Consider the following 15067-nt stretch of genomic DNA (forward strand, 5'->3'; position numbering starts at 1 on the left):
GGCGGCTTCAGTCTGCCGGGTCAGCGCAGCCCAAAGCCGGAAAAGGGCAGGTAGGTCACAAGGTCCCCCTTGGCGATCGATGTTACGTCTTCCGGGATTTCAATCAGACCATCGGCCTCTCTGAGGCCCGTTATCAACCCTGACCCGTCACGCATGAATTTCTGTGCAACGGGGGCACCATCCGGTCCTTCTTCAAGATAGGCGCGATAGAATTCGCGTCGGTCCGGTTTCTTCTTGGGCACTTCGAAGGCGGCCGGAACCTGGAAGCCCCTGGCACGCAGAAACGGGCCGCCGCCCAGCACGCTCAGAACCGGGCGAACATAAAGCAGAAAACAGACCATGGCAGCCACGGGATTGCCCGGCAGGCCGAGGAACACGCAGTCCCCGATCGAGCCGAACATCATCGGCCGGCCCGGCTTGATCGCCAGTTGCCACATGTGGCGTGACCCGAGCGTGTCGAGCGCTGCCAGCAAATGGTCTTCTTCGCCCCGGCTGGCGCCACCTGAAGTCAACAGGACATCAAACCGGCCAGCTGCTTCCTTCAAGGTGGTTTCGACGAGAGCTGCATCGTCTTTTAAAATGCCCAGGTCCTCGACGTCGACCGGCAGGGTTGAACAGAGGCCCTGAAGCAGGAAGTGATTGGAATCATAGACATCGCCAAGGGTGATCAGGCTTCCGGGCCGGCGCAACTCGTCGCCGGTGGACAGCAAACCAACCTTCAGTTTGCGATAGACGGAAATCTCGCCAAGCCCCGTCGATGCGATCGCGGCCACGTCCTGAGGCCGCAAACGCTGTCCGGCTTCCAGGATCGGAGTTCCCTCGGCAACATCCTCTCCTGCCAGGCGGCAATTGGCCCCCTTCTTGAGGCCCTGCGGCACGATCACGAAGTCCTGGCCATCCTGCTGATGCGGTTCGCAGTCTTCCTGCATGGCGACCGTGTCCGCACCCGGCGGCATGACCGCACCCGTGAAGATCCGCGCCGCGCCCCAGGGCGCCAGGTCGGTCAGGCTGGCGTGACCGGCGGCGACCCTCTGGTCCATCCGGAAAAAACCGCCGGCTTCCTCAAAGTCCGAGTGGCGGAAGGCATAGCCGTCAACAGCGGAATTGTCGGCCAGTGGCACATTTCGCGGCGCGACGACGGTCTGTGCCAGAACACGCTCGGATGCCTCTGAGAGCGGTATGGTCTCCACTTCGGCAATTGTGGACACGCGGTCTTTGAGCAGATCCAGGGCATCTTGATGGCGCAGCCGGTCCTTGTCGTGCAGAAAACAGTCGTCAAGAAGCCGCTTGCCGGTCATGCGCCGTGACCCCCAAGGTCGAGACGCGCCTGGATGAAATCCGCCATCGCCGGCACATCGTTGAGATCGAAGACCGGGAGCGTCTCCTCCGGCAGCAGATGGTCCGCCGCAACGGCCAGAATATTCGGGTCGGTTGGGGCGAGGGGGCCGCGGTCCCGGGTTTCCGTGCGCCGCGCTTCGATCTTGGGATGGTCTTCGCGTTTGTAGCCTTCGATCAGGATCAGGTCACATGGCGCGAGACGGGCCAGAATCTCTTCCAGAGGTGGCTCGTCTTCCTCCCGCAACTCGTGCATCAGGGCCCATCTGCGGCCGGAGACGAGGGCGACTTCCGATGCGCCTGCCTCCCGGTGCCGGTAGCTGTCGGCCCCCGGTCGGTCGATGTCGAAATTGTGGTGGGCGTGTTTCACGGTGGAAACCTTGAGACCACGTTGAGTGAACTCGGCCACCAGACGGGTCACGAGCTGCGTTTTGCCGGAATTCTTCCATCCGGTGATGCCGAATACGGGAGTGGGTTTCATCTGTCGGTTAGGCTCAATGCGTCGCGTACGGTTGCGAGGTCGTCAGGGCGGTTGGCGTTGAAGAAGGGGTCGAGACCCGAAACCGGGTCGGTGTCAAAGGCGACTTCAACACTGTCGTGGCGGTCTACAAAGGCGAGCACCTTTCCGCTTTGACCGGAGTCAAGCCAGTCATGCAGGTCAGATTTGAGGGCCACGGGCCAGAGACCGAAAACGGGCTGCAGCTTGTCGGCAGACGATGCGAGGGCGATCACCGGCCGGTCGGATGGCACCGCCGCGCAGAACCTGCCGACAAGGTCGGTTGGAAAGAACGGGGTGTCACCTGCGACCGAAACCACGTGGCTTACGTCGGGACGATGGGCGGCCGCAAACTCAAGGCCCGCCAGGACACCCGCCAGCGGCCCGGCATAGTCGCCCAGTGGATCGGGGACCACGGGCAGGTCAAACCGGGCGAATCTCTCCGGGTCCCCGTTTGCGTTGAGGACAATATCGGCAAGTTGAGGGGTCAGCCTGGCAAGAATCATGTCGAGCATGGTCCTGCCGCCCAGGTCCATGAGCGGCTTGTCACCGCCGCCCATGCGGCGCGACTGACCACCCGCCAGAACGCAGCCGAGCAGCTTGTTTCTCGTCAGGCGCGACGGCGTCGTGTTCATTTTGCAGCCAGGCTCCCTTTGCGGCGGATCTTCTGCGGTTCGTCCTCCACGGATCCGGGATCAAGATCGAAGTCGATCCGTTCCTGACCGGACAGTGCGACAAAGCGTTTGCCGCGGGCACGGCCGATCAGTGTCAGACCAGCCTGGCGCGCCAGTTCCACGCCCCAGGCGGTGAACCCGGAGCGCGAGACGAGGATCGGAATGCCCATCATGACCGTCTTGATCACCATTTCGGAGGTCAGCCGGCCGGTGGTGTAGAACATCTTGTCGTGTGCGGGGATATCGTTCAGGACCATCCAGCCTGCGATCTTGTCGACCGCATTGTGCCGGCCGACATCTTCCATATAGACCAGCGGCCGGTCTTCCTGGCACAGCACGCAGCCATGGATTGCGCCCGCCTCCAGGTAAAGCGACGGGGTGGTGTTGATCGCCTTGGTCAGGCTGTAGAGCCAGGATGTCTTCAGCCGGGCGTCAGTGGACAGCGAAACGGTTTCAAAGCCTTCCATGACATCGCCGAAGACGGTGCCTTGCGCGCAGCCGGACGTACGCACCTTCTTCTTGAGTTTTTCCTCGAAATTCGTTTCCCGCTCGGTGCGCACGATGACCACATCAAGATCGTCGTCATGTTCGATCCCGGTGATGACATCGTCATCGGCCAGCATGTTCTGGTTCTTCAGATAGCCGACGGCAAGAAGGTCCGGATGATCGCCGATTGTCATCATGGTGACGACTTCCTGGGCGTTCAGAAACAGCGTCAGCGGTTTTTCGGTGACCACCTTGGTGTCAACGGCATTGCCGTTCTGGTCTATGCCGGTCACCGCGGTCGAAAGTCCCGGATGAAGCGGGTCCGGTTGCAGAAGGTAAGGGCCTGTCACAGCCGCACGACTCCTTGGTTCAGGTGTTTCCAAACACTATGGGAGCCAAAGGCGGCAGGGCAAGGTGTTACTTCGCGGCTTTGGTACGGGCGAGTGCCATGAAGGCGCCGCCCGCAAGCAGTCCCCAGAAGGCACCGGAAACACCAAGAAAGCTGACACCGGAGGCCGTCACCATGAACGTGATGATCGCGCTGTCGCGTGTCTCCGTCGCTTTTGTGGCCTCGCCGATGGAAAAGGCGAAGGCCCCGAGCAGCGCCAATCCGGCAACCGCTTCAATCAGGATGGCGGGCGTGGCGGCGACAAAGGCCATGACCAGTCCGGCAAAAAGACCAAACATGACATAGACCAGACCGGCAACAGCAGCGGCCCAATAGCGCTCACCGGGATTCTTGTGAGCATCCTCTCCGGCGCACATGGCAGCTGTGATGGCGGCGAGATTGACCGCGTGTCCGCCAAAGGGGGCGGAGAGCAGGCTGAAGATGCCGGAGAGGGTAAAGAGCGGGCCACTTTGCGGTGCGTAACCATAGGCTTTCAAAACGGCCACGCCGGGGATGTTCTGCGACGCCATGGTGACGATGAAGAGTGGCAGCGCGATGCTCACAAGAGCTTCGAGGGAAAAGACCGGTTTGATCAACACCGGTTCGCTCACCCAGCTGGCAGACGAAAGATCGATCGGGCCACTGGTCCAGAGCGCGATTACGATGGTAACGGCCATGGCCAGCGGCACGGCAAAGAGGCGTGCAAACCGCAGTGCAATTGCCCAGACGGCAATGATGATCAAGGCGCTGACGGGCAACTCGGCAACCGCCTTGACCGGGGCAAGACACAGCCCGAACAAGACGCCCGCAAGCATCGCATTGGCCAATGGGGAAGGAATGGCTGCAACAGCCCGGCCGAAGGGGCGGATCAGTCCGGCCAGAACGATCAGCAGGCCGCATATGATGAAAGCACCGACGGCCGCGGCGAAACCACCTTCGACAGGACCGGCGGTGACAAGCAGCGCGGCACCTGGCGTCGACCAGGCAATGCTGACGGGGATCCTGGTCCAGAGCGAGCCGACTATGGCGCACAGTCCCATGGAGATGGAAAGGGCCATTAGACCGCTAGTTGCTTCGGCAGGCGAAGCACCGGATGCGGCAAGGCCCTGAATGACAATGGCAAAGGAACTGGCAAAGCCGACAATGGTGGCAAGAAGGCCTGCGGACAGAGACTGAAGATTTGGACGGCTGACTGACACGAAGATGCTCCCCTGCGACGGGGAGCAACCTATCGTTGCCATCGGCAAAATGACTAGGACATGAATGTCACAGCGCTCACGAATAAACGTTTCCGTGCAGCGCTTGTCTGCAATGATCCGAGCGAGCGACTCAGATCATCAGCATATCGTTGGTCAGACGGCCCTGCTGCAGTTCGTTGGCGAAATGGCTGAAGGCAAGATAGGCTTCGTCCCGGGTGACCTCTGCCGGATGATCAAGAAGCGGGCGCAGCACATCGTGGCGCGCGGCGGCAAGACCGTCGGTCAGATCCCGGAAGAACATCAGGGAGTTGGGGAACAGCCGGAAATCGGCCGGCTCGTGAATAATGCCTTCGATGTCGTGCAGGCGCGGATCGTTCATCACGCAGTAGACCGTATCGAGCACCTGTCCGGTCTGACCTTCCAGGATCTGGATGATGTGCTGGTCGACCAGGAGCAGCGCACCCGTCACGCCTGCCTTGCGATTGATCCGGCGGATACGCAGGAGGGTCTTGTCGATCTCGTCGGGCAAGGGCAGATGCATCTTGTCCCACTTGATTCTGCTGCGGTAGCAAGCGCGATAGAGTTCCATGGCGTATCCCATCCTTTTGCCGATAAAACCAGCCTGCGCTTCAATTCCTCACATTTGCTTAAAATTTGATTCAATTTGTAAGAAGACCGTGGATGGTTACCGACTTCTTGCAAGTTTCTCCTGGAACGTGTGCTTGCACCCATGTCTCGGGTTCCAAGAAAACTGTGCAAAACAACCTGCGCTTATCTTTGTGTGGATAAGGTGCGGCTGATTGTAAACGGGACTTGAAATGGAGCCGTCTCTTGGTCGGCTCCGTCGTCAGCTGACTCGGTCGCCCCTGAAGCTCAAAAGGGCCGTTCTTCTCCGGACCATTTGAAGAATTTGCCGGTATCGGAAAGCGCAAGTCGCTCGGCGACCTTGAGAACGCCTTCAGCCACATCGACCGGGCTGTTGTCGGCTTCCGGGCCGCCCATATCCGTGCGTACCCAGCCGGGGTCAATCAGGGCAACGGGAATATTCTCCGCTTCCAGGTCAGTCGCCAGTCCCTGCATGACCTTGTTTACCGCTGCCTTTGAGGCTCGGTAGGCGAGCGTGTCCGACTTGCGGTAGCCCATCCAGGACATCTGGCTGGAAATGGTCAGGATGCGGCCGTTGTCACTGTTCCTGAGATGCGGAAGAAAGGCCTGGGACACGGCCAGCGGTGCCAGTGTGTTGATCTTGAGCGTCTCGGCAAAACCGTCAAAGTCCATATCGAGCGGTGTCTGGCGTTCAAAGCCGATAATGCCGGCGTTGTTGATGAGAATATCCAGGTGTCCGTCGAGGCGCGCGGCCGCGGCCCGGACAGCTTCGTGATCCGTTACATCAAAGACAAGCGGCCGAAAGTCTCCCGTCATCCGGGCTGCGGTTTCCTGTGCGATCGGTTGTGTGCGAACCGAGCCGTAGACGGTCCAGTCCCTGGCAAGGGCAAGTCGGGCAAGTTCAAATCCGATACCGCGGTTCGCAGCGGTGATGAGACATACCGGCATGGTCTGGTCCTGAAAACTGTGTTGAACAAAGGAATGCATGTGGTGGGAGACGAGAACGATAATCGAACGCAAGGGCGACGCAAGCCGGATATTGTCCCTGCCAAAACAGGGGGACAATGCTGGACCGGTGGTCGTCAACGGTCCGTCTTCTCTGGCGAAGCAACTTGTCCGGAACCTGCTTCGCAACTATGACAGCTGTAAGACAGGAACAGAGCAGGTCTGCTTCAGTTTGGCAGATTGCGGCCGGCGCTTTGCGATCTACATACTGACCTAACAAGATCGGTATTTCAGGCGCCGAATTGAAAGACAACGGGACGGGGTAATGAACGACACCATCAAGAACGCGGTTATGGAGCGGCTCAGCCAGATCAAGGGGCCGGACCTGAAAGGCAACATCATTTCTCTGGGCCTGGTCTCGGATGTTTTCGTCTCCGATGGCCGAGTGGCCTTTTCCATCACGGTGCCGGCCGAGCGGGCGCAGGAGCTTGAGCCGTTGCGTCAGGCCGCGGAGAAGGTCGTGAGGGAAGTTCCAGGTGTTGAAACCGCTATGGTTGCCCTGACAGCGGAGCGCCGGCCCGGCGGGACGCGCAACACGGCCCCGAAGGCGCCGCCCCAGGCTCCCAGAAAAGCGCCGGAAGAGCAGGGCGCCCAGAAGCCGGGTGTGCCGGGGATCAAACACATCATCGCCGTTGCCTCCGGCAAGGGCGGTGTGGGCAAGTCGACCACGACGGCCAATCTTGCGCTTGCCATGGCTGCTCTCGGCAAAAAGGTTGGTGTTCTCGACGCCGATATCTACGGCCCGTCCGTGCCGCGCCTTTTCAATGTTTCCGGCAGACCGGAAGCGCTGGAAGGCCGGATGTTGAAGCCGCTTGAAGGCTATGGCGTCAAGGTCATGTCCATGGGGTTCATGGTCGAGGAGGAAACTCCGATGATCTGGCGCGGGCCGATGGTGATTTCCGCGCTGACCCAGATGCTGCGTGAAGTCGCCTGGGGCGATCTTGATGTGCTCGTCGTTGATATGCCTCCGGGAACCGGTGACGCGCAGCTGACCATGGCGCAGCAGGTTCCGCTGGCCGGCTCCGTCATCGTCTCGACGCCTCAGGATCTTGCGCTGATCGACGCGCGCAAGGGTCTCAACATGTTCAGGCGCGTGGATGTGCCTGTTCTCGGCATCGTCGAAAACATGAGCTATTTCCTCTGTCCGGATTGTGGTGGCCGTCACGACATTTTCGGCCATGGCGGCGCGCGCAACGAGGCTGACCGCCTTGGAGTCCCGTTCCTGGGAGAGATCCCGCTGACGATGACGATCCGCGAAACCTCGGACGCAGGCACACCGGTTGTCGTTTCAGACCCGGAAGGTGCTATTGCCGGCATCTACAAGAAGATTGCGGCCAGCGTTCTTGAAGGTATCGAAGCGGCAGAAGCTGGTCAGGAGCGGGCAGCGCCGGCCATTGTGTTTGAATAAGGTACTTGTCGCAACGTTGGTCAGATAGTTCCTCGGATTTCATAGCGTGAAGCTGGCGGCATCTGAGTGCCACCGGCGAATTCCTCGTCCGCATGTGCTGAAGCTTCCGTCCAACCGCGAGACAGACTTGCACAGAGTGACAGATTGAGAGACGGCGTTCGCTCAGAAGTTGTGGCGGCTTCGTGTGATCAGAACGCATACCGTCACGACTGGCATATGCACCGGCCAGTGGTCTGCAGGACCTCCGGTGACGCCTGGGAGTTTCTGAAGCAATTGCGTCGGATCACCAGGGGGACGCGCGATGAGACGGCGCAGAAACCGGACCATCAGGCGCGTAATTTTATTGCCGTGAAATTGCGGGCGACTGTAACAATTGATCTTTTCACGCCCGGATCACGGAGGGTTTGTATCTTGCAACCTCCACACCCGGCGTTCTGAGTCGGAGAGATCAACGAAGGGTCCGTCCCAGGCATGTCCGCTGGCCGCTCTCAAACACATGGTTATGAAGCCAAACCTTCGCTGGGTGTGCTGATCGCAATCTCGACAATAAGCCCGCTTGCGATGCAGATTTATCTGCCGTCGCTGGCTGGCATGATGATTGTGTTTTCTGCAACCGCAGGTGAGATCCAGCTGACCATGTCGGCCTTTTTCATTGCGGTGGCCGTAAGCCAACTTTTCTGGGGGCCCTTGTCGGATCAATTCGGGCGGCGCCCGGTGATCATCCTCGGCATGGCACTCTTTGTGATCGGCAGCATTCTGTGTCTGGTCGCGCCCAACCTTGAGATGCTGATCGCCGCGCGGGTATTGCAGGCCGCCGGTGGCTGCACCGGTCTTGTGCTCGGGCGGGCAATCGTGCGCGATCTGCACGGTCCCAAGCAGGCTGCCAGCATGATCGGCTATGTCACCATGGGGCTTGCGGTCATGCCGACAATCGCACCGGCTGTGGGCGGGGTGCTGGACCAGTTCTATGGCTGGCAGGGCGGGTTCTTCCTGATGCTGGTATTCGGCGTCGGGGTCTTGCTGGCGTCGATCTATTGTCTGCCGGAGACCCATCACAAGCGGACGACCGTAGGCGCAAGACAGGTTCTGCGCTCCTACAGAACCCTGTTCCGCGAGCCGCTCTACTGGAGCTACGCCCTGACGGCTGCTTTCAGTGCGCTGACCTATTTTGCCTATCTTGGCGGTGCGCCCTTCATAGCCGCCGGTCTCTTGCAGCTCAGCGCGGCAGAGATGGGTTTCTATTTCATGTTTGTTGCCCTCGGTTACATCGCGGGCAACTATCTGTCGGGCCGTTTTGCGGAACGTGTCGGCATGTATCCCATGATCATCAGCGGCACCGTCATCGGCATGATAAGCGTTCTGGTCATCGCAACCTTTGCCAAGTTTGACGCGCTCACGGCGCCCAGCCTGTTCCTGCCCATGTTCCTTCTGGGGCTTGGCAATGGTGTCTGCCTGCCGAGCGCGCTTTCCGGTGCGGTCAGCGTGCGCCCGGAACTCACCGGGGCGGCGTCCGGGCTGACCGCATCCTTGCAGGTCAGCACCGGCGCGGTTGCCGGTTCTCTTGTTGCCTGGCTTTATGCAGACAGCATCTTTGCCGGAACACCCTGGGGCATGATCATGATCATGGGGCTCGGAATGAGCCTCAGTCTTGTGGCGGCATTCTCGATCCGCCGCCAAGAGGCTCGCTTGAAGCTCGTCCCGGCGGAATAACCGGGTACGCAACAGGGCAGGCCGACGCTTTCAGCTGGAACAGTCGGATACGTCTGGTGGCATCAGCCGCCGGTGACGCTCATGTGGCGGGAGACTGCCGGCTGTTTCCGATCCCGGTCGATGACAAAGTCATGTCCCTTCGGTTTTCGGCCGATGGCTTCATCAATTGCCGCATTCAACAGGTCATTGCCTTCCGAAGCCCTGAGCGGTGCGCGCAGATCCGACATGTCGTCCTGGCCGAGACACATGAACAGCTGACCGGTGCAGGTGACGCGGACGCGGTTGCAGCTTTCGCAGAAATTATGAGTCAGAGGTGTGATGAAGCCGAGACGGCCGCCGGTTTCCTCGATCGTGACATACCGGGCCGGACCGCCGGTCTTGTAGGAGATCTCCGTCAGCGTGAACCGTTCCGACAGGCGCTGGCGCACGGTCGAGAGCGGCAGATACTGATCTGTCCGGTCGCCGTCGATTTCACCCAGGGGCATGGTTTCAATCAGGGTCAGGTCGTGGCCATGATCATGGCACCAGGCCAGCATGCCATCGATCTCATGCTCGTTGACGTCCTTGAGGGCCACCATGTTGACCTTGATCTTGAGGCCGGCTGCCGTTGCGGCCCGGATGCCGTCCATGACCTTGCCGAGATCACCCCAGCGGGTCACGGCCTTGAATTTCTCCGGATCGAGCGTGTCTATGGACACGTTGATCCGGCGTACCCCGCAGTCATAGAGTTCGTCCGCAAACCGGGCCAGCTGTGAACCGTTGGTGGTCACGGTCAGTTCCTCAAGCGCGCCACTGTCCAGATGACGGCCGAGGCTGCGGATCAGGCTCATGATGTTCTTGCGCACCAGGGGTTCACCGCCGGTCAGGCGCAGTTTCCTGACGCCTTTCTCGATAAAGGCGGTGCAGAGCCGATCCAGTTCCTCAAGGCTGAGCACTTCGCGCTTGGGCAGAAACGTCATGTCCTCGGCCATGCAATAGACACAGCGGAAATCGCAGCGGTCGGTTACGGAAACACGCAAGTAGGTCACCGCCCGGCCGAACGGGTCGATCATCGGCGCGGAGTGAGTTGCGCCCTCTGTCGTTTCTGCCGGAACCACAATCTTGCCGTCTGTCACGGACCGCTCTCCCTCATATGTGTTCTCAGCCAGATCATATGGCGCCGATCCTGCCAAGATCAATTCAAACCGGACCAGGAGTGTCCAGATTTCGTCAGAGGTAAACTGGCGAGTGTAAATTTGTCAATTGCGGAGGTGGTGGGTCATGCGGCTGGTGATGGACCCGGTTGGTCATCGCTCAATCGCGATAGGCGTCCATGAAGGCACGGATTTCAGACAGGAGCGGGAGCAGATCGGCAACGCGGTCCGCCGGTATGGCCTCCTTCAGATCGGCAATGTCCGGATCTATGGACCGAATGGCATCTTCTCGGAATTGACGCCCCTGATCGGTCAACCAGACCGTCTTGCTGCGGCCGTCTTCCGGATTGGGACGCATTTCCACAAGGCCGTGTTCCAGCAGCCCGGCCAGCGTGTGGGTCATGGTTGTTTTAGGAACCTGAAAGGCCCTGGCCAGGGTCAGCGGCGTTTGACCGTCGCGGACCCTTGTCAGGTGATTGACCACACTGAAATGCGGCAACGTCAACCCGTCCGGCAGGCGCGCTTCCATGGCCGCACGGCTGAGCTGGGCAATGATGCCGACTTCATTGAAGAAGCTGAAATAAAGATGCCGAGTGTCGTTATCCATTCATGATCCGTGTTTCCAGCGGCCAGCGTGGTGTCTTCGCCGGTGTCGGTCCAAAACCCAGGCGTCCCAGCATCTGAACGGTTTCACCCGGTTTGGCAAGCATCCTGTGTGCGCTCTCGTAGTGCGGGGCCATTTCTTCATATTCCTGCAGCGCCTGGCTGACGGGGTGCAAGGCGAGGCCAAGCCGTGTTGTGTCAAGATTGAGCCGAAGCCACCGACGCCCGGCGGCAATCTGATCCTCCCGCGTGTTGTGCGGTGTCGTCAGCACAATATAGGCAGGTGTTGCATGAAGCATGGTTTCATACATTTTCACACCTTCCCTGAAACCTGTTGAAGCCGGGTCGAGCTGGCTTTCCCGGGTCAGGACACCGGCAAGCATCAGGCTCTCCAGAAACGGGCCTCCAAGATCAATGCCGTCCGGATTGGCATTGATCTGCGCCTTGCCGAACCGCATCAGATCGACACTTTCTTTCAGCGCCCTGTGGGTGTGCATTTCCGTCAGCCAGGCCTGCCAGCTAAGCTTCTTGACCTGGGCGACAAGCTCCGGATCGGTGATCACCGTGCCATGGGCAGCAAGTTCGGCTGCAGCGCTTTCCGGCACCGATCTGTCCTCGAACGGTTCCTTGCAGGAGCGCCGCTCCAGAATGAAGTTGGACAACGGATCCCTTGTGGCCCCGTCCAGCAGGGTGACATGCGCGATTGGCCCATCGGTTCCGTCCGGAAAGAGATCAATCTGCGCTGACCTGCCGCGCACTGTGGCGGCAACCGACATCAGTTCCAGAAAACAGCCGAGACCGACAAAGATCTGACGGTCATAGGGGTCCGTGTGCGGCAGGTTCCGCGCCTTGTCCCGATGAAGCAGGAAGGAATCCTGACCCTTCAATTCGATCAGCCATGGCTGGCGATTGTGCGGGTTCGGTGCGAGCAGGGCATAGGACAGCGAAAACAGCCGCGGGTCGTCATATTGACCGGCCTCCTGCCAGGGCTCCAGCGCCCGGGCCGGCGTCCGCGTTGCCAGAAAAGTGCCGGCGGAGGCAGTCGCTGCGACAACGAAGCCGCCTCCGAGAAGGGCGAGAGTTTTGCGTCGGCTCAGGGTCATGTCATCCTCATCAAGTAGTACGATATCGAATTATATAGTTCGAAGTCGCACTAGTTACAATCCTGCGAGGAAGTTTTGTCATACACCTTGAAGTGACACCAAAAGGTGATATATAAATGACACCAAATGGTGTTACGAGGAGATCGCAATGACGTTGAAAACCTTTCTGCTTCTGGCAGCCGTGCCAATGGCTCTTGCCGGGCCCGTCAACGCAGACACGGTGGCTGAAATCCGCCTGATGCCGCAGCCTGACCTGACCTGGGAAACAACGCCGGAAGGGGTTGCGTTTGCGGCTCTCAAGGGCAACCGGTTTGAAGAAAGCTACATGGCCATGGTGCGCCTGCCCGCAGGGTTGGTCAGTCCCGTCCACGTGAAGACCGCAGGCATGTATGGTCTGGTGGTTTCGGGCGAGATGGTGCACATGCCGAGCTCGCAGGACACTGCGCTCGCAAAGGTCCTGAAGGCCGGTGACTACTATGAAATTCCGGCAGGGTTGCCGCATCTGAGCAAGTGCGTCTCAAAAAAGGACTGTGTCACCTTTCTCTATCAGGATGGTCCTTTTGACTTCCTGCCGGTCGCGGAGGCAGGCCAATGAACACTGGTCCCCAGGCAGTGTTCCGGGCCCTTGCTGATCCGACGCGCCGCCAGATCCTGTTGCACCTGGCCAGCGAAAACCTGGCCATTTCCGACATTGCGGCCCGTTTCGACATCACCCGAACGGCCATCAACAAGCACCTGGCAATCCTGGAGGAGGGCGGCCTCATCAAGAGCGAGGTGAGCGGACGCGAACGGCGCAACCGCCTGACACCGGAACCGATGAAATCCGCCTTCGAGTGGATCGGCCACTTCGAGCGCTACTGGGACGTCAAGCTCGCCGATTTGCAGCGTGAAATCGAAAAAGAGATGGAAGAAACCAAGGAGACCGGAAAATGACTGCGACCACAATCACCAAGACTGTTTTCCTCAACGCGCCTCAGGAGGTTGTCTGGGCGTTCCTGACGGAAAAGGACAAGCTCGCACGCTGGTTCCACCCGGCCGAGCAGGATCTCAAGGAAGGCAGCGACTACACGTTGCTGGACCAGAACAACGGCCTGTCGAAGATCTGTTGGGGCAAGGTTCTTGAAATGCGTCCCTGCAGCAGCCTGGTCTATACGTTCACGGTCAAACCGTTGAACGGTGTCATGACGACGGTGCGCTGGACCCTGGAAGAGGCAGCGGGCGGAACGCGTCTGACCCTGCAGCACGAGGGTATTGAACAGGCGGCGGGTGAAGCAGCCTTGATGATGTTGAGTGCGCTGGATGCCGGTTGGGACGAGCATTTCGGCCGCTTGCGCGAAGCGGTGAGGGCATTGGTCCCGGCTTGAAGACCTTTCCTGTGATCGGCCGGTGCCTCCACCGGCCGATTTTTTGATCTTTTTTCCGGCTCCTGGCGTATTCACCTCGACGCTGCATAAAGGGGCAACATGACAACGCTAGTTTGGTTTCGTCAGGATCTTCGTATTGAGGACAATCCCGCGCTTCTTGAAGCATCGAGGCGGGGACCGGTTCTGCCTGTCTTCATCTTCGAGACACCGGAACAATCCGGAGAGACGCATCCCCTGGGCGGCGCAAGCAAATGGTGGCTGCATCACAGCCTGGCGGCCCTGAAAGACGAGATGCCGGGACTTGTGCTGATGCGCGGCAGCGCCCGGCACCTGATCCCGCACCTAGCGAGAACTCATGATGTCGACGCTGTCTTCTGGAACCGCTGTTACGAACCCCATGCGATCGAGCGGGACACGGATCTGAAAGTGTCCTTGAAGGAAGACGGGTTTGAGGTCAGGAGCTTCAAGGCCGCGCTTCTTTTTGAGCCCTGGGAGCTGGAAACGAAATCCGGCGGTCCGTTCAAGGTCTATTCGCCCTTCTGGAAGACGGCGCAGCAACAGGACGTTACGCCGCCGTTGCCTGCTCCGGAAGAATTGACCTTCGTGAGCCCTGTGGAAGGCGTCGACCTCGCCGAGCTCGATCTTCTTCCCGGAAAGCCGAACTGGGCGGCTGGCTGGGAAAAACTCTGGCGACCCGGCGCAGTTGGAGCGCAGGAGCGTTTAAGCAACTTTCTGGCAGAAGGCCTTGCCGGCTATGGAGATCTGCGCAACCGGCCGGATTTGCCAAACGTCTCCCGGCTGTCGCCTCATCTGCATTTTGGCGACATCTCGCCAAGGCAGGTCTGGCACGCGACGCAAACGCGCATGATGAGCGATGCCTTCCTGTCGAAAGACAGGCAGAAGTTTCTGTCCGAACTTGCCTGGCGCGAGTTTTCCCATCATCTGCTCTACCACTTTCCAAAGCTTCCTTCCGGCAACTGGAAACCAGCATTCGACGCCTATCCCTGGCGCGAGTCTTCTGAAGACCTGGATTGCTGGCAAAAGGGCCAAACCGGCTATCCGATTGTCGATGCCGGCATGCGCGAACTCTGGCAAACCGGGTACATGCACAATCGAGTTCGCATGGTTGTCGCGAGTTTCCTGGTCAAGCATCTGCGGCTTCACTGGCACCACGGCGAAGCCTGGTTCCGCGACACGCTGCTCGACGCTGATCTTGCGAACAACTCGGCCAGCTGGCAGTGGGTAACCGGGTCCGGGGCGGATGCCGCGCCCTATTTCCGTATCTTCAACCCGATCACGCAGGGCGAGAAATTCGATCCGCACGCGTCTTATATCCGTCGTTGGGTTCCGGAGCTCGCGGGGCTGGACACCGCCCATATCTTTGCGCCCTTTGAAGCGCCGAAGGAGGCGCTTGCCGCAGCCGGGGTCAAACTGGGTGAAACCTATCCGCACCCGGTCGTCAATCATGCGGCCGCGCGCCAGGCGGCCCTAGAAGGCTACGAGGCGGTCAAGCTGGCGGGACAAAACGCGGCTTGACCGCGCCGCCGCCGCCGCTAT

Annotated in this window: 16 protein-coding genes; 6 read left to right on the forward strand and 10 right to left on the reverse strand. The window is 59.8% G+C overall.

Annotation, left to right across the window (positions count from 1 at the left end; translation table 11 throughout):
- Window positions 1-20 precede the first annotated feature (20 nt).
- The 7 genes from glp to CHH27_RS04020 all read right to left on the reverse strand — a co-directional run bounded on the left by glp (window position 21) and on the right by CHH27_RS04020 (window position 6132).
- Window positions 21-1298, reverse strand: a complete 1278-nt coding sequence (gene glp / locus CHH27_RS03990) for a gephyrin-like molybdotransferase Glp (protein WP_094070432.1) — start codon at window positions 1296-1298, stop codon at window positions 21-23.
- A complete protein-coding gene (mobB, locus tag CHH27_RS03995) occupies window positions 1295-1816 on the reverse strand; it encodes a molybdopterin-guanine dinucleotide biosynthesis protein B (protein ID WP_094070433.1) in 522 nt (173 codons plus the stop codon). Before mobB ends, glp begins: the two co-directional genes overlap by 4 nt.
- Window positions 1813-2466 carry a molybdenum cofactor guanylyltransferase MobA gene (gene mobA / locus CHH27_RS04000; protein ID WP_094070434.1) on the reverse strand — a complete coding sequence of 218 codons (654 nt, stop codon included), beginning with the start codon at window positions 2464-2466 and terminating at the stop codon, window positions 1813-1815. The genes mobB and mobA overlap by 4 nt, the downstream gene beginning before the upstream one ends.
- Window positions 2463-3341, reverse strand: coding sequence for a formate dehydrogenase accessory sulfurtransferase FdhD (fdhD, locus tag CHH27_RS04005; RefSeq protein WP_094070435.1), 879 nt, complete (start codon window positions 3339-3341; stop codon window positions 2463-2465). Before fdhD ends, mobA begins: the two co-directional genes overlap by 4 nt.
- Before the next feature lie 67 nt (window positions 3342-3408).
- Window positions 3409-4578: a benzoate/H(+) symporter BenE family transporter gene (locus CHH27_RS04010; RefSeq protein ID WP_198338346.1), complete on the reverse strand. Its 1170-nt coding sequence runs from the start codon at window positions 4576-4578 to the stop codon at window positions 3409-3411.
- Between the two features lie 130 nt (window positions 4579-4708).
- Window positions 4709-5167: a BLUF domain-containing protein gene (locus tag CHH27_RS04015; protein ID WP_094074507.1), complete on the reverse strand. Its 459-nt coding sequence runs from the start codon at window positions 5165-5167 to the stop codon at window positions 4709-4711.
- 284 nt (window positions 5168-5451) lie between these two features.
- Complete coding sequence (locus CHH27_RS04020; protein ID WP_094074508.1) at window positions 5452-6132, reverse strand: SDR family oxidoreductase; 681 nt, start codon at window positions 6130-6132, stop codon at window positions 5452-5454.
- A gap of 322 nt (window positions 6133-6454) precedes the next feature.
- Here CHH27_RS04020 and CHH27_RS04030 point away from each other — a divergent pair, with 322 nt between their 5' ends.
- Window positions 6455-7597, forward strand: a complete 1143-nt coding sequence (locus CHH27_RS04030) for an Mrp/NBP35 family ATP-binding protein (RefSeq protein ID WP_094070438.1) — start codon at window positions 6455-6457, stop codon at window positions 7595-7597.
- A 471-nt stretch (window positions 7598-8068) separates the two neighbouring features.
- The gene (locus tag CHH27_RS04035; RefSeq protein ID WP_094070439.1) at window positions 8069-9307 is read left to right on the forward strand and encodes a multidrug effflux MFS transporter; all 1239 of its coding nucleotides are present in this window, start codon (window positions 8069-8071) and stop codon (window positions 9305-9307) included.
- 62 nt (window positions 9308-9369) lie between these two features.
- On the opposite strand, the gene moaA is transcribed toward CHH27_RS04035, so the two are convergent.
- From moaA to CHH27_RS04050, 3 genes are all read right to left on the reverse strand, one after another.
- Window positions 9370-10359, reverse strand: a complete 990-nt coding sequence (gene moaA / locus CHH27_RS04040; RefSeq protein WP_208988889.1) for a GTP 3',8-cyclase MoaA — start codon at window positions 10357-10359, stop codon at window positions 9370-9372.
- 241 nt (window positions 10360-10600) lie between these two features.
- Complete coding sequence (locus CHH27_RS04045) at window positions 10601-11047, reverse strand: MarR family winged helix-turn-helix transcriptional regulator (RefSeq protein WP_094070440.1); 447 nt, start codon at window positions 11045-11047, stop codon at window positions 10601-10603.
- Window positions 11040-12146, reverse strand: coding sequence for a twin-arginine translocation pathway signal protein (locus CHH27_RS04050; RefSeq protein ID WP_094070441.1), 1107 nt, complete (start codon window positions 12144-12146; stop codon window positions 11040-11042). The genes CHH27_RS04045 and CHH27_RS04050 overlap by 8 nt, the downstream gene beginning before the upstream one ends.
- 148 nt (window positions 12147-12294) lie before the next feature.
- On the opposite strand from CHH27_RS04050, the gene CHH27_RS04055 reads away from it, so the two are divergent.
- The 4 genes from CHH27_RS04055 to CHH27_RS04070 all read left to right on the forward strand — a co-directional run bounded on the left by CHH27_RS04055 (window position 12295) and on the right by CHH27_RS04070 (window position 15046).
- Entirely contained in the window at window positions 12295-12741 is a 447-nt protein-coding gene (locus CHH27_RS04055) for a cupin domain-containing protein (RefSeq protein WP_094070442.1), read from the forward strand.
- Entirely contained in the window at window positions 12738-13079 is a 342-nt protein-coding gene (locus CHH27_RS04060) for a helix-turn-helix transcriptional regulator (RefSeq protein WP_094070443.1), read from the forward strand. Before CHH27_RS04055 ends, CHH27_RS04060 begins: the two co-directional genes overlap by 4 nt.
- Window positions 13076-13510 (forward strand): SRPBCC domain-containing protein, encoded by a 435-nt coding sequence (locus CHH27_RS04065; protein WP_094070444.1) that lies wholly within the window; start codon window positions 13076-13078, stop codon window positions 13508-13510. The genes CHH27_RS04060 and CHH27_RS04065 overlap by 4 nt, the downstream gene beginning before the upstream one ends.
- Window positions 13511-13609: 99 nt before the next feature.
- On the forward strand, window positions 13610-15046 hold the full coding sequence (locus CHH27_RS04070; RefSeq protein WP_094070445.1) for a deoxyribodipyrimidine photo-lyase: 1437 nt from the start codon (window positions 13610-13612) through the stop codon (window positions 15044-15046).
- Window positions 15047-15067: the final 21 nt, after the last annotated feature.

The organism is Labrenzia sp. VG12 (assembly GCF_002237595.1).
In the GTDB taxonomy this organism is placed as follows: domain Bacteria; phylum Pseudomonadota; class Alphaproteobacteria; order Rhizobiales; family Stappiaceae; genus Roseibium.

Coding starts and splice junctions, on each gene's coding strand:
- glp (WP_094070432.1), bottom strand. CDS start 1,298: ATGACCGGCAAGCGGCTTCTTGACGACTGTTTTCTGCACGACAAGGAC.
- mobB (WP_094070433.1), bottom strand. CDS start 1,816: ATGAAACCCACTCCCGTATTCGGCATCACCGGATGGAAGAATTCCGGC.
- CHH27_RS04065 (WP_094070444.1), top strand. CDS start 13,076: ATGACTGCGACCACAATCACCAAGACTGTTTTCCTCAACGCGCCTCAG.
- CHH27_RS04055 (WP_094070442.1), top strand. CDS start 12,295: ATGACGTTGAAAACCTTTCTGCTTCTGGCAGCCGTGCCAATGGCTCTT.
- CHH27_RS04015 (WP_094074507.1), bottom strand. CDS start 5,167: ATGGAACTCTATCGCGCTTGCTACCGCAGCAGAATCAAGTGGGACAAG.
- mobA (WP_094070434.1), bottom strand. CDS start 2,466: ATGAACACGACGCCGTCGCGCCTGACGAGAAACAAGCTGCTCGGCTGC.
- CHH27_RS04045 (WP_094070440.1), bottom strand. CDS start 11,047: ATGGATAACGACACTCGGCATCTTTATTTCAGCTTCTTCAATGAAGTC.
- CHH27_RS04020 (WP_094074508.1), bottom strand. CDS start 6,132: ATGCCGGTATGTCTCATCACCGCTGCGAACCGCGGTATCGGATTTGAA.
- CHH27_RS04050 (WP_094070441.1), bottom strand. CDS start 12,146: ATGACCCTGAGCCGACGCAAAACTCTCGCCCTTCTCGGAGGCGGCTTC.
- CHH27_RS04035 (WP_094070439.1), top strand. CDS start 8,069: ATGTCCGCTGGCCGCTCTCAAACACATGGTTATGAAGCCAAACCTTCG.
- CHH27_RS04060 (WP_094070443.1), top strand. CDS start 12,738: ATGAACACTGGTCCCCAGGCAGTGTTCCGGGCCCTTGCTGATCCGACG.
- CHH27_RS04070 (WP_094070445.1), top strand. CDS start 13,610: ATGACAACGCTAGTTTGGTTTCGTCAGGATCTTCGTATTGAGGACAAT.
- CHH27_RS04030 (WP_094070438.1), top strand. CDS start 6,455: ATGAACGACACCATCAAGAACGCGGTTATGGAGCGGCTCAGCCAGATC.
- moaA (WP_208988889.1), bottom strand. CDS start 10,359: ATGATCGACCCGTTCGGCCGGGCGGTGACCTACTTGCGTGTTTCCGTA.